Genomic DNA, 26,649 nt, shown 5'->3' on the forward strand with positions numbered 1-26,649 from the left:
TCCGAGGCTCCGAGCGCCGCCGGGAAAAACCGCACGGGGTCGGACAATCGCAGGCGCTTTCCTCCACCGTCACGAACCCCGGCGTATGTCAGAAGCGGACATCTCGCGGACGCGCGCGTGGGTGACGGCGGCGCGCCCGCACACGTTCCCGGCCGCCGCCGCGCCCGTCGTCGTCGGGGTCGGCCTCGCGCTCCGAGACGGCGTGTTCGCACCGCTACCGGCGCTCGCGGCGCTCGTCGGGTCGCTGCTCATCCAGATCGGCACGAACTTCGCGAACGACTACTACGACGCCGTGCAGGGCGCGGACACGGAAGACCGCGAGGGGTTCACGCGGGTGACCGCGAGCGGCCTCATCCGCCCGGACGAGGTGAAGCGCGCGATGTACGGAACGTTCGCCGCCGCCATCCTCCTCGGAACCTACCTCGTGTACGTCGGCGGTATCCCGATCCTCGTCATCGGCCTGCTCTCCGTCGCGTCCGGCATCGCGTACACGGGCGGCCCCTACCCGCTGGGGTATCACGGACTCGGCGATCTGTTCGTGTTCGTCTTCTTCGGCGTCGTCGCCGTCGTCGGCACGTACTACGTGCAGGCCGCCTCCCTGGTCGCGGGCGCGGTCCCGCTCTGGGTTCCCGCGGGAACCGTCACCGTCGACGCCTTCGTGGCGAGCGTTCCCGTGGGAGCGATCGCGACGAACGTCCTCGTCGTGAACAACGTCCGCGACCGCGAGGAGGACGCCCGAACGGGGAAGACCACGCTCGCCGTCCGGTTCGGCTACGCGTTCAGCCGCGCCCAGTACGTCGCGCTGTTCGCGCTCGCCTACCTCGCCCCGGGCTGGTTCTACCTCCGCACCGCCGACCTGCTCGTCCTCCTCCCCCTGCTCTCGCTCCCGCTCGCCGCGTCCGTCACCCGCACCGTCCTCACCGAGACCGCGGGCGACGAACTGAACCCCGCGCTCACCCGGACGGGCCAGACGCTCGCGCTCTACACCGTCCTGTTCGCGCTCGGACTCGCGCTATGATAGAACCGTTCTCACTTCCGCTCGCGTCCCCGCTCGACACCGCCGCCGGCGCCATCACCGAACGCCAGGGGTTCCTCCTCCGCACCCGCGACGGTCTCGGCGAAGCCACCCCGCTCTCTGGCTGGACCGAGTCCCGCGAGAAATGCCGTGACGCGCTCGAAACCGCGGACGCCGCGCTCCCCGACTGGCAGGCCGCGCTCGACGCCTGCCGGGGCCGGCCGGCCGCCCGCCACGCCGTCGCGCTCGCGCACCTCGACGCCGCCAGCCGGGCCGAACGGGAACCCCTGTACCGCTTCCTCGCGGACGACGACAGCTGGGTCGAGTCGGTGCCCGTGAACGCCACCGTCGGCGACGATTCGGTCGAATCGACGGTCGCGTCCGCCCGTGAGGCCGTCGCGTCCGGGTTCGACTGCGTGAAGGTGAAGGTCGGCGCGCGAGCCGTTGCGGACGACGTGGAACGCCTCCGCGCGGTGCGAGCAGCGGTCGGAGCGGACGTGGAACTCCGCGCGGACGCGAACGCGGCCTGGAGCGCCGACGAGGCGAACTACGCGTTCGACGAACTCGCCGGCGATGTCTCCTACGTCGAACAGCCGCTCGCGAAGTCCGACCTCGACGGGCACGCGGCGCTCCGCGAACACGACGTGGGCGTCGCGCTCGACGAGACGCTCACCGAGTACGGGGTTCGCGAGGTGCTCGCTGCCGACGCGGCGGACGCCGTCGTCCTGAAGCCGATGGCGCTCGGCGGCCTCGACCGCGCCCGCGAGGTCGCGCTGACGGCGCGCGAGGCCGGGGTCGCGGCGGTGGTGACGACGACCGTGGACGCCGTGGTCGCGCGCACCGCCGCCGTCCACCTCGCCGCCAGCCTCCCCGGCGCGCCCGCGTGCGGTCTCGCCACCGCCAGCCTGCTCGACGCCGACCTCGCGCCCGACCCCGCGCCCGTCGGGGATGGTGAAGTCAGCGTCCCGCAGGATCCCGGGAACCTCCCGGGGGAGGTGCGGCCGTGAGAGACTGGCTCGCCCACCGCGTCCGCGCGTCACCGGACGCGCTCGCGCTCGTGGACGCGGACGCGGGGACGGAGTGGACGTTCCGCGACCTCGACGACGCGGTGGCGGAGACCGCGCGCCGCCTCGCGGGACTGGGCGTCGAACCCGGCGACCACGTCGGCGTGCTGATGGAGAACCGACCGGCGTTCGTCCGCCTCGTCTTCGCCGTCCAGCGAGTCGGCGCGACGCTCGTCCCCCTCAACGCCCGCCTCGCACCCACCGAACTCGCGTCGCAGGTCGAGACCGCCGACGTCCACGTCGTCGTCACCGAAGCCGAGAGCGAGGGGGACGCCGTCGAAGCCGCCGGAGCCGTGCCCGTCGCGTCCGTCGACCGATCCGAACACGACGCGGTGGACGCGCTCGACGGACGCGACGCGGCGGTTCCCGAAACCGAGCGGTCGGTCGCGGACACGCTCGCGCTGATGTTCACGTCGGGGACGACCGGCGACCCGAAAGCCGTCCGGTTGACGCACGCGAACTTCCTCGCCGCGGCCTCCGCGTCCGCCTTCCGCCTCGGCGTCCTCCCAACCGACCGCTGGCTCTGCCCGCTCTCGATGTACCACATGGGCGGCCTCTCGGTCGTCCTGCGGAGCGTCCTCTACGGAACCACCGCGGTCGTCCAGCGCGGTTTCGACGCCGAGCGAGCGCTCGACGCCCTCGACGCCTGCGACTGCACGGGCGTGAGCCTCGTCCCGACGATGCTCCGCCGCATGCTCGACGCCGGCGAGTTCCCCGACCCGCTCCGCTTCGTCCTCGTCGGCGGCGCTCCCACGCCCGTCGAACTCCGCGAGCAAGCGGTCTCCCGCGGCGTCCCCGTCTATCCGAGTTACGGGATGACCGAAGCGGCGTCCCAGATAGCGACCGGCGTCCCCGAGGAGACGGAGGCAGCGCCCGGCTCCGTGGGCCGACCGCTGATGGGGTACGACGTGACGGTCGCCGGGCCCGAGGGCGAACTCCCGGCGGGCGAGGTCGGCGCGGTACACGTCGCCGGCCCCTCGATCACGCCCGGCTACTACGACGCGCCCGACGCGAACGCCGACGCCTTCACCCGGTACGGATTCGACACCGGGGACGCCGGCTACGTCGACGCGAGCGGCCGCCTGCACGTCCTGAACCGGCAGTCCGACCGCATCATCACCGGCGGAGAGAACGTCCACCCCGCAGAAGTCCTGGAGGTACTCCGCGACCACCCCGCCGTCGCGGAGGCGGCCGTCGTCGGGGTGGACGACCCGGAGTGGGGCGAGCGCGTCGCCGCGCTCGTCGTCGCCGACGGGGAGACGGACGCCGACGCGCTTCAGGCGTTCTGCCGGGAGCGTCTCGCGGGCTACAAGGTTCCCCGAACTATCGCGTTCGCGGACGACCTGCCGCGCACGGCGTCGGGGACGGTCGACCGGGCGGCCGTTCGGGAGGCGCTCGCCGCGGCCGCGGACGTTTAAGTCGCGGCGCCCGTTTCTCCAGTCGTGTGCACCCTGATACTCGCGTGGCGGGCGTTCGCGGACGCGCCCGTGGTGGTCGCCGCGAACCGCGACGAGGCCGTCGACCGACCGTCGACGCCGCCCCGGGTTCGCGACTGGGAGCGCCCGGCGCTCGCGCCCCTGGACGAGCGGGCGGGCGGGACGTGGATGGGCGTCACCGACACTCGACTGTTCGTCGGCGTCACGAACCGGCGCGCCGAGGGCGTGTCGGGCGAGCGCTCTCGCGGCCTGCTCGTCCGGGACGCCCTCGGTGCCGAATCCGCCACCGCCGCCCGTGACCGCGTCCGCGCGGAACTCGACGCCCGCGAGTACGACGGCTTCAACCTCGTTCTCGCGGACGCCGACGACGCCTATCGACTCTCGTGGGACGGCACGCTCACCGCGGAACGCCTCGACCCCGGCGTCCACGTCGTCGTGAACACGGGATACGCGCCGCCCGAGCGCGCGCCGGCGGTTCGCGACGCCCTCCCAGCCGCCGGGAGGGACGCCGACGACTGGCTGGAGGGCGTGAAAACCGTGTTGCGCGACCACGACGTCGGCGCGTGCGTCCACCACGAAGACCGCGGGTTCGGCACGCGCTCGTCGTCGCTCGTCCGCATCAGCGACGGCGGAGACGTGCGCTTCGACTACGCCGACGGCCCGCCCTGCCGAACGGAGTACGCGCCCGTGGGCGACCGCAACGGCCACATTTAAACCGCGCGCGGACGCCTGTTCCACTATGAGCGCCAGCGACGACCAGCCGGACCTCTCGGATGTCGAACGACGGGCGGTGGAGCTCGTCCACGAGACCGGCGGCATCCACCAGAGCGACTTCTGGAAGGAACTCGACGTGTCCTCCCGGAAGGGAAGCCGCATCGCCTCCAAACTGGAGGAGCACGGACTCGTCGAACGCGAGGAAACCGTCTACAACGGGAACACCACGTACTACATCGAACCGATCATCGACGAGGCCGACCTCGACTTCTCCCTCCTGATGGCGGGCGACATGCTCTCGCCGTTCGTCGGCGAGGAGGAACTCGACCCGCAGAGCGACGCGTTCAGCCAGTGGATCCTCAACCTCGTCTACGAGGAGTGACTACTCGCGCGCCCGAACGACGAACACGGGCCCGAGCGATTCCGTCGCGACCCTGTCTTCGAGTTCGCCGAAGACCCACTCCGTGAGCGACGGTTCCGGTTCGCCCATCACGATCGCGTCGTAGTCGGCGGCGACGGACGCGATGGCGCTCACCGGGCCGCCGCCGGGGCCGTCCGCGGCGGTGATGTGGTCGGCGTCCACGCCCGCGTCCGCGAGAACCGCCGCCACGTCCTCGGGCGTCCGGTCGTCGTCCAATGCGAACGTCGTCACGCCGATGTCGCGCTCGGCGACGAGCGCGGCGACGAACCCGGCGACCTGCGCGAGGTCGGGTTTCCCGACGAGCGGGACGAGCACGTCATCGACCTGCATCGCCGCTCCCGGATGAACGACGGCGTCCGCGTCCACCTCGTCGGCGGTGCGGGCGACGGTCTGCTCGACCGCCCCCGTGAACACCATCCGGGTCTCGACGATAGCGCCCGCCTCGCGGAGCGCGGCCGCCACGTCGTCCAGTCGTTTCTGCGCGCGGTCGCCGAACTGCTCGCGCGCCGCGCCGGGCGGCGTCTGGTCGGGCACGCGGTGGTAACCGAGCACGAGCACGTCCGTCGGCGCGAGCAGGTCGAGGAGGCCGGGCGAGAGCGATTCGTCCTCCAGCACGCGGAGCGGAAGCAGTATTTTTCTCATCTTAGCGCACCCCCTCGTGGGAGACGTCGCGGGCGTAGTAGTAGTACCACGCGGCGGCCGCGGCCATCAAGGCCACGCCGATTATCTGGGAGAGCCGCTGCATGAACGCGATGAGGCCGAAGCTCGCGAGCGCGCCGACGCCGGCGACCACGCGATAGGCGGGGACGCGGAAGTCGGGGTCGTACCACCCGGGCGTGTTCCGCCGCAGCCGGAACAGGGAGACGCAGATGAGGCCGTACATCACGAGGTGGAGGAACGACGCGACCTCCGCGAGCACCGCGGTCTGGCCGGACGCGACGAGAACGAGGACGGGGACGCCCGCCAGCGTGAGCGCGACGTGCGGCGTTCCGTACGTCACGTGGATCGCGCCGGCCTTCTTGGGGATGATGGCGTCGCGGCTCAACGCGTACACCGCGCGCGAGGAACTCATGATGGACGCGTTGGCGCTCGACACGGTGGCGAGCAGGCCCGCGAGGAGGATGGCGACGACGCCGGGCAGGCCGAAGAACTCGCCCGCGACCTCGACCATCGCCGTCTCACCGAACCCGCCGAGCGTCTTGCTGTCGAACGCGCTCGTCGCGACGAAGATGGTGGCGACGTAGAAGACGGTGACGAGAAGCACCGACCCCACCATGGCGACCGGGAGGTTGCGGCCGGGTTTCCTGAGTTCGCCGGCGACGGTCGCGACCTGCGCGAACCCGAGGTAGGACGTGAACACGAGCGCGGCCGTGATGAACACGGGCGCGAGGCCGAACGGCGCGAACGCCTCCGGGGTCGAGGACGAGCCGAACACGCCGAGCGCGTCGAGGCCGCCGTACCCGAGGAAGACCGAGAGTATCACGAGGCGCAAGGCGACGACGGCGTTCTGGAGTTTCGCCGTGTTCTCCGTGCCGGTGACGCTCGTCGCGGTGAGGAGCGCGCCGAACAGGAACCCGAGCGCGGCCGTCGGCGGGACGGGCCAGGAGAGCGCGACGCCGGCGCGCGCGAGCAGTTCGACGGCGTAGCTTCCGAACCCGACGAGGTAGAACGAGGACGCGAACACCAGTCCCAGCCAGAGGCTGATGCCGACGATCGCTCCCGGGAGCGACCCGAGGGCGCGCGAGATGAAGTAGTAGCCGCCGCCGGAGCGCGGCATCGCCGTCGCGAGTTCCGACGCCGGGAGCGCGACGAGCAGCGCGATGACGCCGCCGATGGCGTACGACGCCGCCGCGGCCGGGCCCGCCCTCGCCGCCGCCAGTCCCGGGAAGACGAAGATTCCCGCGCCGATCATCGTCCCGACGCCGATGGCGAGTCCGCCGGCGAGCCCGATGGTTCGTTCGAGTTCGACGCCGTCGTCCGTGACTGTCGTCTCGTCGGTCGTCTCCCTGACGGAGTCGGCGCTCGGTTGCTCGCCGGCGCGGTTCTCACCGCTCGGGGCGGGCGGTTCCTCGGTTCCCATGCAGGAACCATCGGGAGAGCCCACCAAAACGCTGTGGCCGTCCGTCTACGCGAGCAGGCTGCCCGCGCGAATAATCGCCTCCTCGCCGAACGCCGGGCCGACGAGCTGAAGACCGACGGGGAGGCCGTCGGACTCGCCAGCGGGCACGCTGATGGCGGGGAGGTTCGCGAGGTTCACCGGCACTGTGTTCGCGTCCGCGAGGTACATCTGGAGGGGGTCGTCGAGACTCTCGCCGAGTTCGGGCGGGAGCATCGGCATCGTCGGGGACGCGAGCACGTCCACGGTCTCGAACGCCTCGTCGAAGTCCTGTTTCACCCACGCGCGTGCCTCCTGGGCCTGCTTGTAGTACTTGTCGTGGTAGCCCGCGGAGAGCGCGTACGTCCCGAGGAGGATTCGTCGTTTCACCTCGTCCCCGAAGCCCTCCTCGCGGGCGTCCGAGAACGCCTCGTTCCAGTTCCCGTCGTACCCGCCCGAGGTGCCGTAGCGCACGCCGTCGAAGCGCGCGAGGTTCGAGGACGCCTCCGACATGGCGATGACGTAGTACGCGGCGACCGCGTACTCGACCGACGGCAGGCTGACTTCGACGATTTCCGCGCCCGCGTCCCGGTACTCGTCGAGCGCGTCCTCGAACACCTCGACCACGGCCTCGTCCGCGCCAGCGCGGGTCTCGCCGCCCTCAGCGGGGTCGTCTCCCGCGCGCTCGCGGCCGCCGACCAACTGGGTCGGCACGCCGATTGTCAGGCCCTCGACGTCGCCGGTCGCGGCGCTCGCGTAGTCCGCGTTAGCGCCCTCTTTCCGGGTCTCGCGGGCGTCGCCTGCTCGACTGTTCGAGGCGCGTGACGCCTCGTAGGTCGTTCCGTCGTTTTCGTCCGGGCCCGCGATGACGGAGAGGAGTTCGGCGGCGTCCTCGACGGTGTTCGCGATGGGACCGATCTGTTCGAGGCTGTTCGCGTACGCGACGAGGCCGTACCGGGAGACGAGGCCGTACGTGGGCTTGATACCGACGACGCCGCAGTAGGCGGCGGGACAGCGGATAGAACCACCAGTATCGCTGCCGAGCGCGAGGTCGGAGTCGCCCGCGGCGACCGCGGCCGCGCTCCCGCCGGACGACCCGCCGGGGACGCGCTCCTCGTCCACGGGGTTCGTGACGGGGCCGAACGCCGACGTCTCGGTGGTGGTTCCCATCCCGAACTCGTCCATGTTGGCCTTCCCGACAATGGTCGCGCCCGCGTCCTTGAGCCGGGAGACGACGGTGGCGTCGTAGGGCGGAACGTAGTCGGAGAGCATCTCCGAGCCACAGGTGGTGCGGACGCCCTCCGTGGAGATGTTGTCCTTCACGGCGACCGTGCGGCCGTCGAGGACGCCGGACTCGTCGCCCGCAAGGTCGGTCTCGGTGATGAACGCGTTGTGCGACATCTACGACACCCGCGGCCCCTTGAAGAAGCCGTCCTCGCTCTCGTCGGCGTTCGCGAGCGCCGCCTCCTGGGAGAGCGACTCCTCGACTTCGTCTTCACGCATCACGTTCACGAGATCGGGTTCGGACTCGACCTCGGGCACGTCTTCGAGGGCCTCGAAGTAGTCGAGGACCTCGGAGAACTGCTCGGCGAACGCGTCCACCTCGTCCTCGGAGAGGCTGACGCGCGCGAGGTCCGCGACGTGCCGGACTTCCTCCGCGTCGACGGCGGGTTCGCTCATACTCCGAGAGTCGGTTGTGTCGTCGGTAAGGGTTTCGATACGGTCATAAGCCTTATTCAACGGCCGGACGTCACCGCTAGACACTTGATTACACAGGGACGGCGCGAGCGGGATGCCGTCCGGGTTCACTATGAGTGATTCACGCATCAGACGCCGGAGCGACGAGCAACGCACCGAGACGGAAACCGAGTCCGCGGAAGCCCTCCAGTGCCCCGAGTGCGGCGGGAGCCTCGCGGTCGACGAGGGGCGCGGCGAGACGGTCTGCACGGACTGCGGCCTCGTCGTCGAGGAAGACGAGATCGATCGGGGGCCGGAGTGGCGCGCGTTCGACGCCGCCGAGAAGGACGAGAAGAGCCGCGTGGGCGCACCCACCACGAACATGATGCACGACAAAGGGTTGTCCACGAACATCGGCTGGCAGGACAAGGACGCCTACGGCAACAGCCTCTCCTCGAACCAGCGCCAGAAGATGCAGCGCCTCCGCAAGTGGAACGAGCGCTTCCGCACGCGAGATTCGAAGGAGCGCAACCTGAAGCAGGCGCTCGGCGAAATCGAACGCATGAGCAGCGCGCTCGGCCTCCCGAAGCCGGTGCGGGAGACGGCGTCGGTCATCTATCGGCGCGCGCTCGACGAGGACTTGCTTCCCGGACGGAGCATCGAGGGCGTCGCCACGTCCGCGCTGTACGCGGCGGCGCGGCAGGCGAACACGCCGCGGAGCCTCGACGAGGTGTCGAACGTCAGTCGCGTGGACAAAGACGAGATAGCGCGCACCTACCGGTACGTCGTGCGCGAACTCGGATTGGAGGTCGCGCCCGCCGATCCGGCGAGCTACGTCCCGCGGTTCGTGAGCGACCTCGACCTCTCGGACGAAGTGGAGCGACAGGCGCGCGACCTCCTCTCGAACGCACAGGACGAGGGTATCACGAGCGGGAAGAGTCCGGTCGGACTGGCGGCCGCCGCGGTGTACGCCGCGAGCCTGCTCGTGAACGAGCGCGTCACCCAGAACCAGGTGAGCGAGGTCGCGAACATCAGCGAGGTCACCATCCGCAACCGCTACCACGAACTCCTCGAAGCCGCGAGCGACGTTCCGATGGAGGCATAGGACGCCTCCGTCTTTCTCGCGGCATGGAGACGACGCGACACTTCACGGCGACAGTCTACGTCGTACACGACGGAGCGACGGCGCTCCACGAGCACGCCCGCCTCGGCATCCGCATCCCGCCCGGCGGCCACGTCGACCGGGACGAACTCCCGCACGAAGCCGGGCTGCGCGAAGTCTGCGAGGAGACCGGGCTCGACCCAACGCTGCTCAGGGACGCGCCGGACGTGCCAGCGCCCGCGGGCGAGGCGCTCCCCCGTCCGCGCTACCAGATGCTGTACGATATCAACGTTCACCCGGACGGCACGGTCGGCCACCAGCACGTCGACCACGTCTACTTCGCCACCGTCGACGGGAGAGAAATCGACCCCGCGGACGGCGAGGAAGGCCCCGAAGCCTGGGACTGGTACACGCCTCGCGACCTCCGCGAGAGCGGTATCGACGCCGACACCCGCGAAATCGCGCTCGAAGCGATTGCGGCGGCGGACTGATTACTGCGTGCTCGACATCCCGCCGTCCACGACGAGCGACTCGCCGTTGACGTAACTCGCGAGGTCGCTCGCGAGGAACAGCGCGGCGTCCGCCACGTCGTCAGGCTGCCCCCAGCGCCGGGAGGGGATCCCCTGCAGGTACTGCTCGCCTTCGTCCGTCCCGATGATGGGGACGTCTTCGGTGGTCATCGCCGTCTCGATGAGTCCGGGGTGGATGGCGTTCGTTCGCACTCCCTCCGGGCCGAGCGCGGCGGCGACAGAGTACGTGAGGAGTCGAACCGCGCCCTTCGACGTGCAGTACGTCACGTGGTCGGGCGACCCGTTCAGTCCGGCGACGCTCGAGATATTGATGATGCTTCCGCCGCCGTTCTCGACCATGCGCTCGCCGGCGATCTGGGTTCCGAAGAACGTCCCCTTGACGTTGATGTCCATGAGCCGGTCGAACTCGTCCTCGGACACCTCGGTGAAGTCCTCGCTCCGGAAGATGCCGGCGTTGTTCACCATCACGTCGATGCCGCCGAACTCCTCGGCGGCGTCCACGGCGTCCACGAGGTCGCTCCGGTTCGTCACGTCGCACTCGACGAACGCGGCGTCCGCCTCGGTCTCCTCGGAGACGAGTTCGTGCGTCGGCGTCCCACCCTCGCGGGGGTCGTCGCGGATGTCCGCGACGACGACGTCCGCGCCCTCCTCGGCGAACGTCCGCGCCATGCTGCGGCCGTTCCCGCTCGATGCGCCCGTGATGACCGCCGTCTTCCCGTCGAGTAGTGATCCGGACATTACGTGAATGTTGCCGCTACTCGGACATAGTTCTTCTGCGGAAACACTTTCGCGCGAGGGGGACGTCGTTCTAGCCCGCAGTTGTCTCTGGCTCTGGTCGACTACTCCGCGCACGGGTGGGGCCTGTCATTGAACTCCCGTTGGGCCGACGCTCCGCCAATCGCATAGTTGTGGGACGGGTATGCGAGTCCATCGGCGGATCGACAGAGCCGCGTGTCTCAAAATGGCCACGGGAGTTAATCACGCTCAGCCGCTACGGCCACTATGTCGTCCCAGACAACGCTCGGGTGGTCGCTTCTGTCATCGGGCATCGTGACGATTGTGCTGACACTCCTGCCGGGGAGTGACCTCTGGTGGGGTATCGGGCTCTGCGTACTCGGCCTCGTAGTGTTCTACACGCGCCGTACTCGACGCTACTGACGCGTTCTTCATACTCCCTATTCACCACAGCCGCAGTATCAATGTCCGAGACCTTCAACGGGGCCGTCGCTCGGTATCGGGCACTCAGTCACCCCACCGCCGCCTAGACGACCGATTCGACGTACCTCGTGACGTGGTCGTCCATCCGGCGCTTGAACCCGGCCTGGCGGGCGAGCCGGTCGAGTTCGCGCGCGACGAGACTGCCGTACTGCACGGCCTTCTTCTCGCGGTACGCGACGGGGTCGGGGAGGCGGTCGGCGGCGAGTTCGCGGAGCGCGCGCTTGCGCGTGCCGTCCGCGACGAGCAGGTCGTCGGGGAGCCGGAGCGCCTCGCGGACGACCGCGTCGTGGAGAAGCGGCGTCACGGGCTCCGTCCCGGTCGCGCGCACCGCGCGAACGTCGCGTTCGAGCTGGGCGGGGAGCGTCCCCACCACTTCGTCGCGCGCGCCGCGGACGGTGTCGGCGTCCGTCCGCGGGTCGCTCTCGGCCGTCTCGACCTTCGCGTACCCGCCGAACAGTTCGTCCGCGCCCTGTCCGAGCAGGAGGCGGTCGGCGTCCGCGCGCTCCGCGACGAAGAAGAGCGGGAGCGCGATGGAGACGTCCATCGCGTTCGTCCGGCCGATGGCGCGCGCCACGCCGGGAACCGCGTCCTCCACGTCCTCGATGGCGAGTTCGTGGACGGTCACGTCGCGGCCGAGCAGGCCCGCGGACTCCCGCGCCGCCGCGACGTCGGCGCTGTCGGGGAAGCCGACGACGTGCAGGGGCGCGTCCACCGCGTCCGCGACGAGCGCCGAGTCCACGCCGCCCGAGAACGCCACCGCCGCGTCCCCGCCGCCGGCGCTGGCGTCATCGAGCGCGGTGTCGAGCGCGGTGTCGAGCGCGGATTCGAGGGCGTCGAGGCCGCCGTCGGCGGTGGACTCCGGGAGTCGCCAGACGCGCTCGTGGTCGTCGGGCGTGCCGACGTGGCCCGCCGGGAAGGGGGTGGGCTGGTCGAGGTCGTCGGGGCGGTGGCTCCAGTCCCCGGAATCGGTGTAGAGGAGTTCGCGGCCGAGCACGTCGCGCGCGAGGCGTCCGTCCGGGAGTTCGCCCGCGAACCCACTGGTTCCCGGGAGCGGGTCGCCCGACTCGACGGCGTCGAGGACGGACTGCGGGAGCATCAGAAGAACTCGCGCAGCCGGTTTTTCACGCGGCGTTTCGCGCCCCCGGCGGCCTGCCGGAAGCTCACGCGCCACGGCGTCCGCGTTCCCTCCACGGAGGTCCGGCCGTCGCGGATGGCGTCCAGAATCGCGTCGAGCGAGCGCTCGTCGGTGTCGACGCGGGTGACGGCCTGCCCGACCATCTCCGCGATGTGGGCGTCGCTCCCCGCGGTCGTCGGGAGGCCGTGCTCGTCCGCGAACCGCTCCGCCTGTCGGTTCGCGCGGCCGGTGAGGAGTCGGGAGTTGTAGATCTCGATGGCGTCCGCGGACGCGAGGTCGCGCCGCGAGACGTTCGCCGCGACGCCGCTCCGGGACTCCTGGAACGGGTGCGGGACGACCGCGATACCGCCGCGGGCGCGGATTTCGCTCAGTGTCTCGTCGAACGGCAGGCCGGTCGGCACGGCCTCACGGACGCCGATGGCGAGCACGTGGCCCGCGGCGGACGTGACCTCCATCCCGGGAATCCCCACGAGGCCGTACTCGCCGGCTTTCTCGGCGGCGTCGAGGCTCGCGTCTATCTCGTCGTGGTCGGTGACCGCGAGCGCGTCCAGGCCGACCGCGCGCGCCTGCTCCAGCAGCATCTCGACGGGGTCGCGGCCGTCGTAGGAGCGCGCGGAGTGCGAGTGCAGTTCGACGGACAGCACGACTCCGGGTTCGGTGGCCGCCGGCAAAAGCCCCCCGGTACGGGCGAAGACGTTAGGTAGCCCGACCGTGTGGCGTCGCACGATGCGAGATCGACGGGAGGGACTGGCGCCGTGAGCACGATGGACGTGGTGCTCGACGCGCTCATCGTCGCGCAGAGCACGCTGTTGACGGTCGCGGCGGTCGTGATGGGTATCGCCGCGCGTGGGTACGCGTGGACGACGTGGGGCGGCGTCCTGCAACCGATCACGGTCGCTATCGTCGGATTCCTCGGGACGACGATGGCGGCCCAGCTCCCGCTCCCGGGCGCGTGGTACCTCGTGGTGTCGTCGGCGCTCTGGACGGTGAGCGTCGCGGCGATTGTGGTGGCGACGGTGCGGCTGAACCGGATGACGCGGGGTGTCGCGTCGTGAGCGTCGAGTCCGTAGCACTCGCGGTGTTCGCGGCCCAGATTTTCGTTCTGCTCGCCTGTATGGGCGTGGTGTTGAACGTGCTCGTGCGGCGGGCGGACGCCGTGCTCTACCGGGAGGGCGTGCTGTTGTTCGCCGTGACGCTCGGTCTGTTGAGCGTCGGGGCGAGCGCGAACTTCGCGTACGACTTCGGCCTCGCGGAGTCGCGACTCGTCGTGGTCGCCTCCTACGTGCTCTACGTCGCGGCGAGCGCCTGTCTCGTCGCGGCGGCGGCGTACTTCGCGCGGGACTTCGTGGAGACGGCGCGCGACCGCACCGTCCCCGAGGACGGGAGCGCGGACACCGGGGGGTTCGAGGATGCCTGAGAGCGCGACGGAGCAGTTGAACGACCTTCCGGCGGGGACGCAGGTGCTCGCGGAAGCGCCGCCGCACGGGTCGGTGCTGGACGCGCTCCCCGAGCGCGCGTTCGACAACCTCCTGCTGGTGCGGACGAGCGCGTCGCCGACGCGGACGGAACGCGACCTCCGGGAGCGCGGCGTCGACCCCTCCCGGGTCGGCGTCATCCCCGTCACGGGGTCGTCCGTGAGATACGACGGCCCGCTCTGGGTGTCCGAGCGCGTGAGTCCGAGCGACCTCACGGGGTTGAGCATCCAGTACTCGAACGCCCTCCAGTACGTCCGGGAGGGCGGCTGGGTGGTGTTCGACAACCTCAGCACGCTCTACATGTACGCGGACGCCGAACGGCTCTACCGGCTCGTTTCGACGCTCACCCGCGCGACGGGGGACGCGGGCGCGACCGGCGTGTACGTGGTCGCGTCGGGCGTGATGCAGTCGGAGGACTACTCGCAGTTGCGGGGCGTGACGACCCACCACGTCGAACTCTAGGTGCACGAACGTGCACATGGAAACGCATTAATGGCGGGTGTCGGTACACGTAGTTGAATGAGTCTCGCCGATTCGGACCGCGAACTCGTGGAAGCGGAACTCGGCCGCAGCCCCACGACGACCGAGGCCGCGCTCTTCGAGAACCTCTGGAGCGAACACTGCGCGTACCGCTCTTCCCGCATGCTCCTGTCCGCGTTCGACAGCGAGGGCGACCGCGTCGTCGTCGGCCCCGGCGACGACGCCGCCGTCGTCGCGCTACCGTCGCCGGCTAGCGCCGACTCCGCGGAACGTGCCAGCGGGCACGCGGACGAGGACACCTACCTGACGTTCGGCGTGGAGTCCCACAACCACCCGAGCTACGTCGACCCCTACGACGGCGCGGCGACCGGCGTCGGCGGCATCGTCCGCGACACGCTCTCCATGGGCGCGTACCCCATCGCGCTCGCCGATTCGCTCTACTTCGGGGACTTCGACGCCGAGCACTCGAAGTACCTCCTCGACGGCGTCGTTGAGGGCATCAGCGACTACGGGAACGCCATCGGCGTCCCGACCGTCGGCGGCAGCACGCAGTTCCACTCGGACTACGAGGGGAACCCGCTCGTGAACGTCGCGTGCGTCGGATTGCTCGACGCCGACCGCCTCGTCACCGCGGAGGCCCAGGAACCCGGGAACAAACTCGTGCTCGTCGGGAACAGCACCGGCCGGGACGGACTGGGCGGCGCGAGCTTCGCGAGCGAAGACCTCGCGGAGGACGCCGAAACCGAAGACCGGCCCGCGGTGCAGGTCGGCGACCCGTACACGGAGAAACTCCTCATCGAGGCGAACGAAGACCTCGTCTCGGCGGGTCTCGTGGAGTCCGCGCGCGACCTCGGCGCGGCCGGACTCGGTGGGGCGTCCTGCGAGATGGTCGCGAAGGGCGGCCTCGGCTGCGTCATCGCGCTCGAAGACGTCCACCAGCGCGAACCGAACATGAACGCGACCGAAATCCTGCTCGCGGAGTCCCAGGAGCGGATGTGCTACGAGGTCGCGCCCGAGAACGTCGCGGCCGTCCGGGACATCGCGGAGAAGTACGACCTCGGCTGCTCCGTCATCGGGGACGTGACCGACTCCGGGAACTTCGTCTGCGAGTTCGAGGGCGAGACCGTCGTGGACGCGCCCGCGGAGTACCTCGCTGACGGCGCGCCGCTCAACGACCTCCCCACCGAAGCGCCGCCCGAACCGACCGTCTCCCTCCCCGACACGAGCGTCGAGTCCGCGTTCGACGCCGTGCTGTCGAGTCCGAACACGGCCTCCAAACGCTGGGTGTACCGGCAGTACGACCACGAGGTCGGCGCGCGCACGAGCGTCCGGCCCGGCGACGACGCCGCCGTGCTCGCGGTGCGGCGCGCCGAACAGGGCGTCGCGCTGTCCGCGGGCGCGAACCCGAACTGGACGAACGCCGCGCCCTACGAGGGCGCGTACGCCACCGCCGTCGAGAACGCCACCAACCTCGCCGCGGTCGGCGCGACCCCGCTCGCGGCCGTGGACTGCCTCAACGGCGGGAACCCCGAGAAACCCGGCGTGTACGGCGGGTTCACGAACATCGTGGAGGGGCTCGCGGACGGCTGTCGCGACCTCTCCGTCCCCGTGGTCGGCGGGAACGTCAGCCTCTACAACGATTCCGCGACGGGCCCGATTCCGCCGACGCCGACGCTCGCGATGCTCGGCACGAAATCGGGCTACGACGCGCCCGGAACCGGCCTGCAGGGGGAGGGCTCGCTGTTGCTCGTCGGCGGGCACGCGAGCGGTCTCGGCGGAAGCGAGTACCTCGCGCAGTTCGACGGAAGCGACCGCTTCCCCGCGCTTCCCGACGACCCGGCAGACCGCGTCGCCGGCCTCGCGTCCGTCGCCGACCTCGACTCCACGCTCGCGGTGCACGACGTGAGCGACGGCGGGCTCGCCGTCACGCTCGCCGAGATGCTCACCGCGGACGCGGGCCTCGAAGCGAGCGTCCCCGGCCTCCCCGAACTGTTCTCGGAAGCGCCGGGCCGCGCCGTCGTCGAAACCACCGACCCCGACGCCGTCCGCGCCCGCGTGGACGCCGTCGAGCTCGGAGACAGTGACGGGACGGGCGCGCTCTCGCTCGACGTCAACGGAACCGCCCTCGCATACGAGTTCGAGGCGGTCGCGGACGCCCGCGGCACGCTCGCCGAAGAACTAGACTAGGAGGGCGGGGCCGACGGCGACGGCGAGCCCGAGGAGGAGCACGAGGAAGCCGGTGAGGACGACGCGCCCGCCGTAGTCCTGCATGGGCGATGTGACCCGGGAGTCGTGCCGGGACTGTCCGTCGGTCGGTTCCTCGCTCTCGGTCTCGGAGTCGCTCATGGCGGAGTGTTCTGTGGGCGCGTACTTACGAACTTCGAACGATGTGAACGTCGTAGCTCGCGTCGGTCGCGACGTTCTGCCCGACGCTCACGATGTTCGTGACGAGGCGGCCGGCGTTCCGACTGCCGACGAACACCACATCGGCGTCGAACTGGCGGGCGGCCTTCCGCACCGCGAGGCCGATGGTCGCGGGCGGCGGCGCGGCCTCCAATCGAACCGGCTCGAACGAAACGCTCGGCTGGCGTTCCTGTACGCGTTCACGCAGCATCGCTTCGGTGGCGTCCATGTCGAATGCCTCGTCGTCGTCCAGCCAGTCGTTCGCGCGAGCGTACGCCGGGCTTCGCGGTATCGCGGTGACGACGACGACCTTCTGCTCTCCCGCGAACTCCACGGCGCGGTCGAGGGCCGCACGCGAGAGCGGCGAGTCGTCGTAGGCGACGAGAAACGTCATACTCTGGATAGGCGGACGCGGAATATCAGCGTGACGTATCGAGGCGAAACCGTGAAACGCCGTCCGAGTGAACGAACGTGTATGTTGACGAAACGCGTCATCCCGTGTATCGACGTGGATCTCGACGAGAACGGGGACGCGGCGGTCTACACGGGCGTTCAGTTCGAAGACCTCCAGTACACGGGCGACCCCGTCGAACTCGCGAAGAAGTACAACGAGGCGGGCGCGGACGAGTTCGTCTTCCTCGACATCACCGCGAGCGCGGACGGACGGGAGACGATGCTCGACACCGTCTCCCGGGTCGCCGACGAGATATTCATCCCGCTCACCGTCGGCGGCGGCATCCGCACGCGCGAGGACGTGAAGGAGACGCTGCGCGCCGGCGCGGACAAGGTCTCCATCAACACTGCCGCCATCCAGCGCCCCGAACTCATCACCGAAGGCGCGCGCGCGTTCGGCAGTCAGTGCATGGTCGTCAGCGTCGACGCCAAACGCCGCTTCGACGAAGACGGCGAACACTACGAACAAGTGAACGGCGAGTCCTGCTGGTTCGAAGCCACCGTCAAGGGCGGCCGCGAAGGAACCGGCCGCGACGTGATCGACTGGGTGCAGGAGGCCGAGGAGCGCGGCGCGGGCGAACTGTTCGTGAACTCGATCGACGCCGACGGCACCAAGGACGGCTACGACCTCCCGCTCACCAGCGCCGTCTGCGATTCGGTATCGACGCCCGTCATCGCGTCCTCCGGCTGCGGCGGCCCCCAGCACATGAAGGAAGCGTTCGACGCCGGCGCCGACGCCGCGTTGGCCGCCTCCATCTTCCACTTCGACGAGTACGGCGTGGACGAAGTCAAGGAGTACCTGGACGAACACGGCGTTCCCGTTCGGCTGTAGCCTACGCGGGTTCGAATCGGTAGCCGTCCCAGTTCTGGCTCTCGGGTTCGCGGATGCCGGCGTCGGGGTCGCGGAGCTCGTCGACGTGGACGGGGGTCACGGTGTCGCCGATGTCCACGTCGTCGGTGGTGAGTTGGCCGAGCGCACGCACCGGCTGGCCGTCCACGTCGAACTCGACGATTGCGAGGTGGTTGGGTTGGCGGACGCCCGGCGGGGTGGCGGTGCTCGTCGTCCACGTGACGATCTCGGCCGTGCGGTCGGCGAGCGAGACGGTGTCGTCCTGTGGTTCGCCGCAGTCGGGACAGCGGGCGTGACCGGGGTACGTGAGGTGGTCGTTCGGACAGCGGTGTGCGTTCATGGCGTTTCGAGGATGGTGGTGGTGACGCAGTTCCCGAACCCGCCGACGTTGCAGGCGAGGCCGACCTCGGCGTCGACCTGTCGGTCGCCCGCGTCGCCGAGGAGCTGCCGGTGGAGTTCGTAGGCCTGTGCGACGCCGCTCGCGCCGAGCGGGTGGCCCTTCGACTTCAGGCCGCCCGAGGTGTTGACGGGGAGGCGGCCGTCGCGTTCGGTGACGCCGTCGGGGGCGAGCCGCCAGCCTTCGCCCGTCTCGGCGAACCCGAGGGCTTCCAGCTGGAGCACTTCGAGGATGGTGAACATGTCGTGGAGTTCCGCCACGTCCACGTCGTCGGGGCCGCGGCCGGCCATCTCGAACGCCTCCGTGGCGGAGTCCGCGACGCCGTTCATCGTCGTCGGGTCGTCGCGCTCGTGGACGACGTGCGTGTCGCTCGCGCCCGCGACGCCCGAGACGACCGTGTAGTCGTCCGTGTACTCCCGAGCGACCGACTCGGGGCAGAACAACAGCGCGGCGGAGCCGTCCGTGATGGGGCAGAAGTCGTACAACCGGAGGGGGTCGGCGACGATTGGGGAGTCCAGAATCTCGTCCTCGCTCACCTCTTTTCGGAACTGGGCGTGAGGGTTGTCCACGCCGTTCCGGTGGTTCTTCGCCGCGACCGCCGCGAGCGACTCCCGGGGCGCGTCGTACTCGTCGAGGTAGAGCCGGGCCGTGAGGCCCGCGAAACTCGGGAGCGTCACGCCGTGCTTGTACTCCACGGGATGCGTCAGGCTCGCGATGACGTCGGTCGCTTCTCCCGTGGTTCGGTGCGTCATCTTCTCGCCGCCGACGAGGAGCGTCATGTCGCTCGCGCCGGACGCGACGGACTGCCAGGCGGCGTAGATGCCCGCGCCGCCGGACGCGCTCGTCTGGTCGACGCGCTGGGTGTACGCGCCGACCATCCCGAGGTCGTGCGCGAGCATGTTCGAGACGCCGGTCTGTCCCTCGAACTCGCCGCTCGCCATGTTCGAGACGTAGACGTGCTCGACCGCCTCCGACGGCACGCTCGCGTCCCGGAGGCAGGCGTCCCCGGCCTCCGCGAGCAGGTCGCGAATCCAGTCGTCGCGTTCGCCGAACCGCGTCATCGACGCACCGATTACGGCTACCCTGTCCATACTCGGGCGAGCGCGAGCGAGCGACTTCACGGTTTGGGTAGAAAAACAGTAGGCTGATACTGGCGGGGTAAACAGGTGGGAGACGATGACCGAGCGGTCGCTCCACACGCGTCGCGGCGTTCTGGCGTCCGGCACCGCGCTCCTCGGGTCGCTCGCCGGCTGTGCGGACGCTCTCAGGGACGGTGACGACGTGCCGACACCGGCCCTCGACGAGTTCCGCGGCGACACCCGTCTCGTGGGCGAACGCCCCGTTCCCGGCGGGCCGCGTATCGACAGCCTCCCAGGGCTCGACGGCCGCCTGACCGTCTACCTCGCGGAGAGCGCGAGCGATCGATACGAACGCCTCGTCGCTCTGTTCGAACGAACGTACCCTGGGTTCGAGCCGACGCTCCGCATCGAACCCGCAGCCGTACTCGTTGCCGCGCTCCGCGAGCAGGCCGAGGCCGGGAACGTCCGCGCGGACGTGTTCCTCGCCACCGACGCCGCCGCCGTGGACGCGCTCGCGGACGACGACCTCACCGCCCCCCTCTCGGACGACGTGGCGGCGCGCGTCCCCCCGCGGTTCCGCCCGACCGACACCTGGGTCGGCGTCGGCGCGCACTCCCGCGCGCTCGCCTACGACGCCACCGCCTTCGACGCCGGCGGCGTTCCGACGAGCATCGACGCCGTTGCGAGCGAGGTGCCCGCGTCGATAGCCTGGGCCCCGCGCTCGTACGGCTTCCGAACGTTCGTCACCGCCCTCCGCTCGCTCGCGGGGCGGGAGGCCGCCCGCGAGTGGTTGCTCGCCGTACTCGCCGCGGACACCGAGACCGTGGACGGCGAGTTCTTCGCCGCGAACGCCGTCGCGCGGGGGGACGCCGCGCTCGCGCTCTGCTCGCACCAGGACGTGCTCCGCGTCCGCGCCGGCCGGCCCGACGCCGGCCCGGGTCTCGCGTTCACCGAGAACGACGCGGGCGCGCTCGTCAACGCCACCGCCGCCGCCGTCCTCCGTGCGAGCAACGCGACGACGCTCGCCCACCGGTTCGTCCGCCACCTCCTCAGCGCCGAAGCCCAGGAGTACGTCGCAACCGACGCGCTCGCCTATCCGGTCACGCCCGGTGTCGAACCGGTCGCGGCTCTCCCGCCGCTCGACGCGCTCACGCCGCCCGCCGTCTCGCTGGCGGCGCTCGGAGACGTGCGGCCGACGACGTCGCTGCTGCGGGAAGTCGGGGTTCTGCCCTAGGGCGAGAGCGACAGCATGAACTCGATGTGGTCGGCGGCGTCCTCGATGGCGTCCACGACCGCATCGACGCCGCGCACGAGTTCTCGGAGGACGAGCGCGTCGGCCGCGTCCCGCTGCTCGAACGCCACCCTGACTGCGTCGTGGCGGCGGTCGTCGCACGCGCGCTCCAGTTCTCGGATGCGGGCCACCGCCTCCGAGACCGCGTCGTCGCCCTCGTCGCCCAGGTAGGCGGCGGTCGCGGTTTCGAGGTGCGCGCTCGCCACCACCGCGTCCGCCACCATCTCCCGCAGGTGCGGGCGGACGAGGCCGAGGTACGCGCCGGTCGCGCGGTAGTCGAGCGCGACGCCCTCCGCGTGGTTCGCGACGTCGTCGGCGCGCGTGTAGAACTCGGCGAGGTCGCCCGCTTGCAGGTAGACGCCGCGGAACGTCGGAGCTGTCGCGCCGAGCGCCGACCGAAGCGCCCGCCCGATCTCGTCGCACTGGGACTCCAGGGACTCGACGCGTTCGACGCCGGGCGTGCCTCCGTCGAACACGCCGTCGAGCGCGCTCACGCATTCGGTCACCTCTTCGAGGTACGTCGCGCTCAGCTCCTCGATGCGGTCGTCGGTAACACCGGCTGCCTCCATCACGCACGAATCGCGCGAACGCGGCGGAAAGCCTTGCTATGAACCGCCCGAAGCACTCCGTAGCCGTCCGGAGCGCTCGATATCCGCGCCCCCTCCACAGCCGAGATTGTATATTGCGAAATAAGATTTATGAGGTGCGTGGCGGACACAGTCAGATAGTACGACGCTTGCCAGTCGCTCTCACTCCCAACGCGAACCCGCTCGCGAGCGCAGGAAACTCGACTGGACGAGCGGAAACGCCGGAACAATGAAACCGAGCCTCGACCGACAGCCCGAACCCGACTCACCGCGACACGCGCCTCTCGGCTCGCTCGTCCTCGGCATGTCGAGAAACTGCGTCCCCCACTATCGAAGACAGCGCCGCGTCCCTCTGAACGGCAGTGCATAGTCGCGGAGACGGTGCGACGCCGGCGCTCTGGGCGAGGCGAAGCAGTTAACCCCGCCACCATCCGGACCACCTGCCCAAGTAGTGACCGCGCACAATGTCCGAGCCGCCTCCACCGATACCGTTTTCCGCCCGAACGCTCGCCCACCTCACCTCGGCGTCGATGACTCGCGCCCGCCAGCTCGCGTCCCCTAGACGCCGTGGGACGCCGGCATGAGTGTCACACAAGACCGTCATCGGTTTCCCGGTGCGCTACTCTGGACGTATCGCCAGCAGGCCGTTGTAGGCCTGTTGAAACCCCCTGCTGAGGACAGCGTTGGAACCACTCGGTACGTCCAGATACGTCAGTAATCCCGCCGTCGATCGAATTAGTGCACCTCCAGCACGTTCTGATGCGCGTAGCCGTTCAGGTATCAGCGTGAAGCTCTGGAAGGCCACAGTCTGGACGGCTGCAACAGGCCAGTCGCCGTTGCGGGCACGCACACTCTCTCCAGACTCGATACGTCCGACGCCTTGTGCGTTGGTTCGCTCATTGCCACGTCACAGCCGAGACAGCCTGGCATACGCGACTACGTTCAGAGTGAAACCGCACTGGCGAGACACACTGTCGCTTACTGGCTCCCCCACCGCAGACAGTAAGTCCACTAGGCAACAGTCAGTTCTCTACAGAAGCGCTCAGCCGCACGGCCGTGGAACTCTCGTTCACGAATTCGAGTCTGGCACGACCGTGAGCTGACTCCGAGAGTCGACCGAATGCTCGTTTCGAGACACTACTTCGAATCTGCTGGCCGACGCGTCCCGCCCGCGAGGCAGACGGCTCCTCGCGTTTGGCACGCCTGACTCCGTTCGAACCCGGATTTACTAAGGAAGCTATGTGGAACCACACGTATCCAATAATAATCATCCTATATAGGAACTGGGGGCGCAAATCAGTATTTCTAGGGCTACAAAACAGCACTAATACGGCGCTACTGGAACTGATAAGTGTATTTATCATGTATAGTGGGAACTTTGATGGTGGCGGGGTGTGAGGCGGAGTGTATGAGCGAGGGCGCAGAACGAACGTCAGTGAAGACGTATGTGCCGCGGTGGCAGAAAGAGGAGTGGGTATCGGACGCCGAGGAGTTAGATATGACGCAGAGCGAGTTCGTGCGGGCGATGGTACAGGCGGGCCGACAAAACATACAAATAGGTGCCGGGGAAGGCGGTTCTGAAGACCTAGACCCTGGGGGTGACGGCGTCGAAACGGGGTTGAAGGAGGACGTCCGGTCGTGTCTGGAGTCCGAAGGAACGCTCGGCTGGGACGAGTTGCTCGCGGCGGTGACCGACGACGTGGAAGACCGGGTCGAGGAAGCGATTCAGTCGCTCGAAGACGAGGGGGCGGTTCGGTATCGACCGCGCGAAGGTGGATACACGCTGGTGGACGAATGAGCGAGCGCGTCGAGTACTTTCTGGAGGACATGGGGTTCCACGGGAAGAGCGAGCGAACGCGAGCGGCGTACGAGCGCGTGCTGGGAGAGTATACGACGTTCCTCGCTGGTCGAGGAACGTCGCCCGCGGACGCCGACCGCCGGGACTGCCTCGCCTGGGTGTCCTCCATCCGGGACGGCCGTGCGGACAGCACGGTCGCGACGTACGCGTCCTACGTCCACCGGTTCTACGCGTACATGTCCCAGGTCGGGGAACTAGAGGCGAACCCGATGTCGCTCGTGGTCGAGGAGATGGACGAATCCATCGACACCGACCCGGCGCGCCGCGAGATATCGATTCCGCGCATGCGGTCGTTCGTCGCCGACATCCGCCATCCGCTGGAGCGCGCGCTCGTGATGACGCTCCTGAAGACCGGGGTTCGAGTGGGTGAACTCTGCAATCTCGACCTCCGTGATATCACGCTCGACGCGCCCGAACTCGGAGACGCCTACGAGCTGGGCGGGCGCGCGCACCTCGACGGTCGGACGGACACGCTGTTCGTCGACCCCGACACGGTGCGCGGGACGACCGTGAACGGCGAGGAGCGCACAGCGTCGAACAAGCGAAAACGCGTGACGTTGGTTCCCGTCGACGGGGAGTTGAAGCGCGCACTCCTGCGTTGGCTCGCGATTCGACCGGACGCGCCGTCGCCCGCAGACCCCCTGTTCGTGAGCACGAGCGACGCCTGGGGCGAACGCCTGACGCCGGAGATGGTGCGGAACGTCGTGACGCGACACGCGACCGACGCCGGGTGGTACGAACCCGGCGCGGACGCCACCGAGAACGTCACGCCCCACTACTTCCGGCACTTTTTCACTACGCACCTCCGCGACCGCACCGGCGACCGCGGCGTCGTCAAGTACCTCCGCGGCGACGTGGCAGACGACATTATCGACACATATACCCACAACTGGGGTGACCGCGTCCGAGAGGTCTATCTCGATTCGATTTACTCGATCACAGCGTGACCCACAGCCAACCTATATACTGCATATCGCTATATTGAATCGTGGGGGTCTCGGAACCACTCGTTTTGTGTGATCCCTATCGGGCGATGTTGTACCCGATTGCCGCCGCTCGTCCGACGCCGCCTCCCCTCGAGACGTTCCAAGAGAGAGGACGCCCGCGAGTAACCGTCTCGTGATTCCGGAACGTTCAGGGACGCGACTCCCCCAGTAGGGCCGTGCGCCGAAGTCGCGCGAGTGGAGTGAGGTGGCGATGACGCCAGCGTTCGACGAGTGGCGAGTGACCGACGCGACGCTGTTCCAGGGGGCGCTGAACGACGTGTACCGCCCGATAAACGTGGCTCTCGCCGCGCAGAACGCGATGCAGGCGCTCGGGATTCGCGCGCCGAGCGGTGGCGCGTACGTCGTCCCGCTGTTCGACGGCGACGACGCGACGCTAACGGACGAGTACGTGCTGTTTCGGCCGGAGAAAGAGCAGGTAGGGTGGTACGACACGTCGTTCGGCATCAGCGGACGGGAGCGCTTCGTGGACTGTGCGGACGCCGCCGGCACGGAGATCGGGCATCGCGTCCAGTTCTGGCTGCGCGACGACATCACGCCGTCGGACGTGTCGCTCTCCGACGACGACCGTCCGCCGGGCGAGCTCGCGCCCGCGGAACCGTACGCGGTGGACGAATCGGCCGTGGTGGACGACCTCCGTGCGTTCGTGCGAACGGAGAAGCACGCCGAGCGCTCGGGCGCACGGCGGGCGTACCGCGAACTGGGGCTCGACGAGTCGATCCGACGCGGGGAGACTGCGGGGCCGTTCGCGTTCGTCGGGACGACCCGCGACGAGATGGGAGACGTGGCGTTCACGCTCCAGCACGTCGGCGATGACACGTCGCTGCGTCGGGACGCGGGCCTGTACCCCGGGAACCGCTGTCTTCTGGACGCGCGCGGCGGGCCGTCGTGGCTGCCGCTTGACGCGGAAGCCGTTTCGGTGGAGACACCGCACGTCACGTTCCGCCCGCTCAACCCCGGAATCGACGACGAGACGCTCGAACACGGCCTGAACGAGACCGACGCGTGGCTCACAACCCTCCTGAATCCGGTGCCGTTCCAGCGACGGTTGGACGCTATCGACGCGGTCGCCGCGGACGACGCGAAGCGCGAACTGCTCGCCGGCACGCGGCCGCTCGGATTCACCGTGAACGAGCACGCGGACTACGACCCGACGCCGAGCCTGAACGACTATCAGCGGCGCGCGCTCGTCTGGGCGGACGCCGCCGAGGACGCCGTCTGCATCCACGGACCGCCCGGAACGGGGAAGACCCGGACGCTCACGGCGTACGTTCGCTACGCCGCGACGCAGGGTCAGCGCGTGCTCGTCGCCGCGCACTCGAATCAGGCCGTTGATAACCTCCTCGTCGGGGACAGCACCCTCCACAGCCCCGACCCCGACTCGCTCCACGCGCTCTCGGACGACGCCGGCCTCTCCCTGGCTCGCGCCGGCGGGAACACGAAGAACGCGGTCGTCGCGAGCGAGTACGCGAACGAACCGCTCGAAGGCGCGGACGTGGTCGCGGCGACGACGAGCGCGGCCGCGGCGTTCGACCGGAACCGCTTCGACGTCGGCGTCGTGGACGAGGCGACGCAGGCGAGTCGTTCCGCGACCGCCATCGTCCTCGAGTGCGCGCGAAAACTCGTTCTCGCGGGCGACCACAAGCAACTCCCGCCGTACAGCGCGAGCGAACACGACACGGACGCGGACGCCCACGCGTCGCTCTTCGAGTTCCTCCTGGAGCGCTACGGCGACGACCTCGCCGTCCCGCTCCGCGAGCAGTACCGGATGCACGCGGACATCGCGGCGTTCCCCAACGGGGAGTTCTACGACGGCCTCCTCGAGACCACCGACAGGGAGGAGTCGTGGACGATAGGCGACCTCCCGCCGCTCCGCGGTGTGGACGTGACGGGGCCGGAGCGACGGGACGTAGCGGGGAACTCGTACGACAACCCCGCCGAGGCCGACGCCGTGGTCGAGGAAGTCGAACGCCTTCGCGCCAACGGCCTCTCGAGCGAGGGCGTGGGCGTCATCGCCGCGTACACGGGGCAGGTTCGTCTCCTCCGCCAGCGCCTCGGTGACGCCGGGTTCTCCGACGTGACCGTCGACACCATCGACTCCTTCCAGGGCGGCGAGCGCGAGGCCGTCGTCGTCTCCTTCGTCCGGAGCAACGACGAGCACGCGAGCGGGTTCCTCGAACTCCCCAGTGAGGGGCCGCGCCGGCTGAACGTCGCGCTCACCCGCGCCCGCAAACGCCTCGTCCTCGTCGGCGACTGGGAGACGCTCGGAACCGTCGCAACCCATCGAACGCCCGCAGAGAGCTGTGCGGACGTGTACGCCCGCCTCGCCGACCACCTCGGCGTGTGACTAGTGGCAGTGCTCGCT

28 protein-coding genes are annotated in these 26,649 nt (G+C 69.5%); 16 read left to right on the forward strand and 12 right to left on the reverse strand.

Annotation, left to right across the window (positions count from 1 at the left end; genetic code table 11):
* Window positions 1–85: 85 nt before the first annotated feature.
* Genes FQU85_RS10140 through FQU85_RS10160 form a run of 5 tightly spaced genes read left to right on the forward strand, consistent with a single transcriptional unit; the run spans window position 86 to window position 4,611 of the window.
* Window positions 86–1,018: a 1,4-dihydroxy-2-naphthoate polyprenyltransferase gene (locus FQU85_RS10140; RefSeq protein ID WP_145847493.1), complete on the forward strand. Its 933-nt coding sequence runs from the start codon at window positions 86–88 to the stop codon at window positions 1,016–1,018.
* On the forward strand, window positions 1,015–2,022 hold the full coding sequence (locus FQU85_RS10145) for a mandelate racemase/muconate lactonizing enzyme family protein (RefSeq protein ID WP_145847495.1): 1,008 nt from the start codon (window positions 1,015–1,017) through the stop codon (window positions 2,020–2,022). Before FQU85_RS10140 ends, FQU85_RS10145 begins: the two co-directional genes overlap by 4 nt.
* Entirely contained in the window at window positions 2,019–3,497 is a 1,479-nt protein-coding gene (gene menE / locus FQU85_RS10150) for an o-succinylbenzoate--CoA ligase (protein WP_145847497.1), read from the forward strand. Before FQU85_RS10145 ends, menE begins: the two co-directional genes overlap by 4 nt.
* A 24-nt stretch (window positions 3,498–3,521) precedes the next feature.
* A complete protein-coding gene (locus FQU85_RS10155; RefSeq protein WP_145847499.1) occupies window positions 3,522–4,229 on the forward strand; it encodes an NRDE family protein in 708 nt (235 codons plus the stop codon).
* Between the two features lie 25 nt (window positions 4,230–4,254).
* Window positions 4,255–4,611: a MarR family transcriptional regulator gene (locus FQU85_RS10160; protein WP_145847502.1), complete on the forward strand. Its 357-nt coding sequence runs from the start codon at window positions 4,255–4,257 to the stop codon at window positions 4,609–4,611.
* Here FQU85_RS10160 and FQU85_RS10165 read toward each other — a convergent pair whose 3' ends face one another.
* The 4 genes from FQU85_RS10165 to gatC are packed head-to-tail and all read right to left on the reverse strand — an operon-like array spanning window position 4,612 to window position 8,425.
* Window positions 4,612–5,292 (reverse strand): universal stress protein, encoded by a 681-nt coding sequence (locus tag FQU85_RS10165; protein ID WP_145847504.1) that lies wholly within the window; start codon window positions 5,290–5,292, stop codon window positions 4,612–4,614.
* A 1-nt stretch (window position 5,293) separates the two neighbouring features.
* Entirely contained in the window at window positions 5,294–6,730 is a 1,437-nt protein-coding gene (locus FQU85_RS10170; RefSeq protein WP_145847505.1) for an APC family permease, read from the reverse strand.
* Window positions 6,731–6,775: 45 nt separating this feature from the next.
* Window positions 6,776–8,146 carry an amidase family protein gene (locus tag FQU85_RS10175; RefSeq protein WP_145847507.1) on the reverse strand — a complete coding sequence of 457 codons (1,371 nt, stop codon included), beginning with the start codon at window positions 8,144–8,146 and terminating at the stop codon, window positions 6,776–6,778.
* Window positions 8,147–8,425: an Asp-tRNA(Asn)/Glu-tRNA(Gln) amidotransferase subunit GatC gene (gatC, locus tag FQU85_RS10180; RefSeq protein WP_145847509.1), complete on the reverse strand. Its 279-nt coding sequence runs from the start codon at window positions 8,423–8,425 to the stop codon at window positions 8,147–8,149.
* 130 nt (window positions 8,426–8,555) lie between these two features.
* On the opposite strand from gatC, the gene FQU85_RS10185 reads away from it, so the two are divergent.
* On the forward strand, window positions 8,556–9,527 hold the full coding sequence (locus tag FQU85_RS10185; RefSeq protein WP_145847511.1) for a transcription initiation factor IIB family protein: 972 nt from the start codon (window positions 8,556–8,558) through the stop codon (window positions 9,525–9,527).
* Between the two features lie 23 nt (window positions 9,528–9,550).
* The gene (locus tag FQU85_RS10190) at window positions 9,551–10,015 is read left to right on the forward strand and encodes an NUDIX hydrolase (protein ID WP_145847514.1); all 465 of its coding nucleotides are present in this window, start codon (window positions 9,551–9,553) and stop codon (window positions 10,013–10,015) included.
* Here FQU85_RS10190 and FQU85_RS10195 read toward each other — a convergent pair whose 3' ends face one another.
* The 3 genes from FQU85_RS10195 to FQU85_RS10205 form a co-directional block, all read right to left on the reverse strand.
* Window positions 10,016–10,792 (reverse strand): SDR family oxidoreductase, encoded by a 777-nt coding sequence (locus tag FQU85_RS10195; RefSeq protein ID WP_145847516.1) that lies wholly within the window; start codon window positions 10,790–10,792, stop codon window positions 10,016–10,018. It lies immediately after the preceding gene.
* Between the two features lie 523 nt (window positions 10,793–11,315).
* Window positions 11,316–12,368 (reverse strand): asparagine synthase C-terminal domain-containing protein, encoded by a 1,053-nt coding sequence (locus FQU85_RS10200; protein WP_145847518.1) that lies wholly within the window; start codon window positions 12,366–12,368, stop codon window positions 11,316–11,318.
* Window positions 12,368–13,051, reverse strand: coding sequence for a PHP domain-containing protein (locus FQU85_RS10205; protein ID WP_145847520.1), 684 nt, complete (start codon window positions 13,049–13,051; stop codon window positions 12,368–12,370). Before FQU85_RS10205 ends, FQU85_RS10200 begins: the two co-directional genes overlap by 1 nt.
* Before the next feature lie 111 nt (window positions 13,052–13,162).
* Between FQU85_RS10205 and FQU85_RS10210 the strand changes: the two genes are divergently transcribed.
* Genes FQU85_RS10210 through purL form a run of 4 tightly spaced genes read left to right on the forward strand, consistent with a single transcriptional unit; the run spans window position 13,163 to window position 16,549 of the window.
* The gene (locus FQU85_RS10210) at window positions 13,163–13,462 is read left to right on the forward strand and encodes a hypothetical protein (protein WP_145847522.1); all 300 of its coding nucleotides are present in this window, start codon (window positions 13,163–13,165) and stop codon (window positions 13,460–13,462) included.
* Window positions 13,459–13,824: a hypothetical protein gene (locus FQU85_RS10215; protein ID WP_145847524.1), complete on the forward strand. Its 366-nt coding sequence runs from the start codon at window positions 13,459–13,461 to the stop codon at window positions 13,822–13,824. The genes FQU85_RS10210 and FQU85_RS10215 overlap by 4 nt, the downstream gene beginning before the upstream one ends.
* Window positions 13,817–14,344 (forward strand): hypothetical protein, encoded by a 528-nt coding sequence (locus tag FQU85_RS10220; RefSeq protein WP_145847525.1) that lies wholly within the window; start codon window positions 13,817–13,819, stop codon window positions 14,342–14,344. Before FQU85_RS10215 ends, FQU85_RS10220 begins: the two co-directional genes overlap by 8 nt.
* A 57-nt stretch (window positions 14,345–14,401) precedes the next feature.
* Window positions 14,402–16,549, forward strand: coding sequence for a phosphoribosylformylglycinamidine synthase subunit PurL (purL, locus tag FQU85_RS10225; protein ID WP_145847528.1), 2,148 nt, complete (start codon window positions 14,402–14,404; stop codon window positions 16,547–16,549).
* Here the strand turns inward: purL and FQU85_RS13365 are convergent.
* Together FQU85_RS13365 and FQU85_RS10230 are read right to left on the reverse strand one after the other, a co-directional pair.
* Window positions 16,541–16,708, reverse strand: a complete 168-nt coding sequence (locus FQU85_RS13365; RefSeq protein WP_168219972.1) for a hypothetical protein — start codon at window positions 16,706–16,708, stop codon at window positions 16,541–16,543. The genes purL and FQU85_RS13365 overlap by 9 nt on opposite strands.
* A 25-nt stretch (window positions 16,709–16,733) precedes the next feature.
* Complete coding sequence (locus FQU85_RS10230; protein WP_145847530.1) at window positions 16,734–17,159, reverse strand: universal stress protein; 426 nt, start codon at window positions 17,157–17,159, stop codon at window positions 16,734–16,736.
* Between the two features lie 81 nt (window positions 17,160–17,240).
* Between FQU85_RS10230 and hisF the strand changes: the two genes are divergently transcribed.
* Window positions 17,241–18,050 carry an imidazole glycerol phosphate synthase subunit HisF gene (hisF, locus tag FQU85_RS10235; protein WP_145847533.1) on the forward strand — a complete coding sequence of 270 codons (810 nt, stop codon included), beginning with the start codon at window positions 17,241–17,243 and terminating at the stop codon, window positions 18,048–18,050.
* Window position 18,051: 1 nt separating this feature from the next.
* Here the strand turns inward: hisF and FQU85_RS10240 are convergent, their stop codons facing one another.
* Together FQU85_RS10240 and FQU85_RS10245 are read right to left on the reverse strand one after the other, a co-directional pair.
* Window positions 18,052–18,408 carry a Zn-ribbon domain-containing OB-fold protein gene (locus FQU85_RS10240; RefSeq protein ID WP_145847536.1) on the reverse strand — a complete coding sequence of 119 codons (357 nt, stop codon included), beginning with the start codon at window positions 18,406–18,408 and terminating at the stop codon, window positions 18,052–18,054.
* Complete coding sequence (locus FQU85_RS10245; protein WP_145847537.1) at window positions 18,405–19,556, reverse strand: thiolase family protein; 1,152 nt, start codon at window positions 19,554–19,556, stop codon at window positions 18,405–18,407. The genes FQU85_RS10240 and FQU85_RS10245 overlap by 4 nt, the downstream gene beginning before the upstream one ends.
* Before the next feature lie 85 nt (window positions 19,557–19,641).
* Here FQU85_RS10245 and FQU85_RS10250 point away from each other — a divergent pair, with 85 nt between their 5' ends.
* On the forward strand, window positions 19,642–20,778 hold the full coding sequence (locus FQU85_RS10250) for an extracellular solute-binding protein (RefSeq protein WP_145847539.1): 1,137 nt from the start codon (window positions 19,642–19,644) through the stop codon (window positions 20,776–20,778).
* Here the strand turns inward: FQU85_RS10250 and FQU85_RS10255 are convergent.
* Complete coding sequence (locus FQU85_RS10255; RefSeq protein WP_145847542.1) at window positions 20,775–21,404, reverse strand: DUF47 domain-containing protein; 630 nt, start codon at window positions 21,402–21,404, stop codon at window positions 20,775–20,777. The two genes, FQU85_RS10250 and FQU85_RS10255, sit on opposite strands and share 4 nt — an antisense overlap.
* Before the next feature lie 1,426 nt (window positions 21,405–22,830).
* Between FQU85_RS10255 and FQU85_RS10260 the strand changes: the two genes are divergently transcribed.
* The 3 genes from FQU85_RS10260 (at window position 22,831) to FQU85_RS10270 (ending at window position 26,631) form a co-directional block, all read left to right on the forward strand.
* Window positions 22,831–23,220 carry a DUF5805 domain-containing protein gene (locus FQU85_RS10260; protein WP_145847544.1) on the forward strand — a complete coding sequence of 130 codons (390 nt, stop codon included), beginning with the start codon at window positions 22,831–22,833 and terminating at the stop codon, window positions 23,218–23,220.
* Window positions 23,217–24,227: a tyrosine-type recombinase/integrase gene (locus tag FQU85_RS10265; RefSeq protein ID WP_145847545.1), complete on the forward strand. Its 1,011-nt coding sequence runs from the start codon at window positions 23,217–23,219 to the stop codon at window positions 24,225–24,227. Before FQU85_RS10260 ends, FQU85_RS10265 begins: the two co-directional genes overlap by 4 nt.
* A gap of 250 nt (window positions 24,228–24,477) precedes the next feature.
* Entirely contained in the window at window positions 24,478–26,631 is a 2,154-nt protein-coding gene (locus tag FQU85_RS10270; protein ID WP_145847547.1) for an AAA domain-containing protein, read from the forward strand.
* Window positions 26,632–26,649: the final 18 nt, after the last annotated feature.

The sequence above is a fragment of the Salarchaeum sp. JOR-1 genome, from assembly GCF_007833275.1.
GTDB lineage: Archaea > Halobacteriota > Halobacteria > Halobacteriales > Halobacteriaceae > Salarchaeum.

Excerpts from the sequence above, each read along its gene's own strand:
- FQU85_RS10140 (WP_145847493.1), top strand. The coding sequence starts at position 86 with ATGTCAGAAGCGGACATCTCGCGGACGCGCGCGTGGGTGACGGCGGCG.
- FQU85_RS10145 (WP_145847495.1), top strand. The coding sequence starts at position 1,015 with ATGATAGAACCGTTCTCACTTCCGCTCGCGTCCCCGCTCGACACCGCC.
- FQU85_RS10160 (WP_145847502.1), top strand. The coding sequence starts at position 4,255 with ATGAGCGCCAGCGACGACCAGCCGGACCTCTCGGATGTCGAACGACGG.
- FQU85_RS10165 (WP_145847504.1), bottom strand. The coding sequence starts at position 5,292 with ATGAGAAAAATACTGCTTCCGCTCCGCGTGCTGGAGGACGAATCGCTC.
- FQU85_RS10170 (WP_145847505.1), bottom strand. The coding sequence starts at position 6,730 with ATGGGAACCGAGGAACCGCCCGCCCCGAGCGGTGAGAACCGCGCCGGC.
- FQU85_RS10175 (WP_145847507.1), bottom strand. The coding sequence starts at position 8,146 with ATGTCGCACAACGCGTTCATCACCGAGACCGACCTTGCGGGCGACGAG.
- gatC (WP_145847509.1), bottom strand. The coding sequence starts at position 8,425 with ATGAGCGAACCCGCCGTCGACGCGGAGGAAGTCCGGCACGTCGCGGAC.
- FQU85_RS10185 (WP_145847511.1), top strand. The coding sequence starts at position 8,556 with ATGAGTGATTCACGCATCAGACGCCGGAGCGACGAGCAACGCACCGAG.
- FQU85_RS10190 (WP_145847514.1), top strand. The coding sequence starts at position 9,551 with ATGGAGACGACGCGACACTTCACGGCGACAGTCTACGTCGTACACGAC.
- FQU85_RS10195 (WP_145847516.1), bottom strand. The coding sequence starts at position 10,792 with ATGTCCGGATCACTACTCGACGGGAAGACGGCGGTCATCACGGGCGCA.
- FQU85_RS10200 (WP_145847518.1), bottom strand. The coding sequence starts at position 12,368 with ATGCTCCCGCAGTCCGTCCTCGACGCCGTCGAGTCGGGCGACCCGCTC.
- FQU85_RS10220 (WP_145847525.1), top strand. The coding sequence starts at position 13,817 with ATGCCTGAGAGCGCGACGGAGCAGTTGAACGACCTTCCGGCGGGGACG.
- purL (WP_145847528.1), top strand. The coding sequence starts at position 14,402 with ATGAGTCTCGCCGATTCGGACCGCGAACTCGTGGAAGCGGAACTCGGC.
- FQU85_RS13365 (WP_168219972.1), bottom strand. The coding sequence starts at position 16,708 with ATGAGCGACTCCGAGACCGAGAGCGAGGAACCGACCGACGGACAGTCC.
- FQU85_RS10230 (WP_145847530.1), bottom strand. The coding sequence starts at position 17,159 with ATGACGTTTCTCGTCGCCTACGACGACTCGCCGCTCTCGCGTGCGGCC.
- hisF (WP_145847533.1), top strand. The coding sequence starts at position 17,241 with ATGTTGACGAAACGCGTCATCCCGTGTATCGACGTGGATCTCGACGAG.
- FQU85_RS10240 (WP_145847536.1), bottom strand. The coding sequence starts at position 18,408 with ATGAACGCACACCGCTGTCCGAACGACCACCTCACGTACCCCGGTCAC.
- FQU85_RS10245 (WP_145847537.1), bottom strand. The coding sequence starts at position 19,556 with ATGGACAGGGTAGCCGTAATCGGTGCGTCGATGACGCGGTTCGGCGAA.
- FQU85_RS10250 (WP_145847539.1), top strand. The coding sequence starts at position 19,642 with ATGACCGAGCGGTCGCTCCACACGCGTCGCGGCGTTCTGGCGTCCGGC.
- FQU85_RS10255 (WP_145847542.1), bottom strand. The coding sequence starts at position 21,404 with ATGGAGGCAGCCGGTGTTACCGACGACCGCATCGAGGAGCTGAGCGCG.
- FQU85_RS10260 (WP_145847544.1), top strand. The coding sequence starts at position 22,831 with ATGAGCGAGGGCGCAGAACGAACGTCAGTGAAGACGTATGTGCCGCGG.
- FQU85_RS10265 (WP_145847545.1), top strand. The coding sequence starts at position 23,217 with ATGAGCGAGCGCGTCGAGTACTTTCTGGAGGACATGGGGTTCCACGGG.
- FQU85_RS10270 (WP_145847547.1), top strand. The coding sequence starts at position 24,478 with ATGACGCCAGCGTTCGACGAGTGGCGAGTGACCGACGCGACGCTGTTC.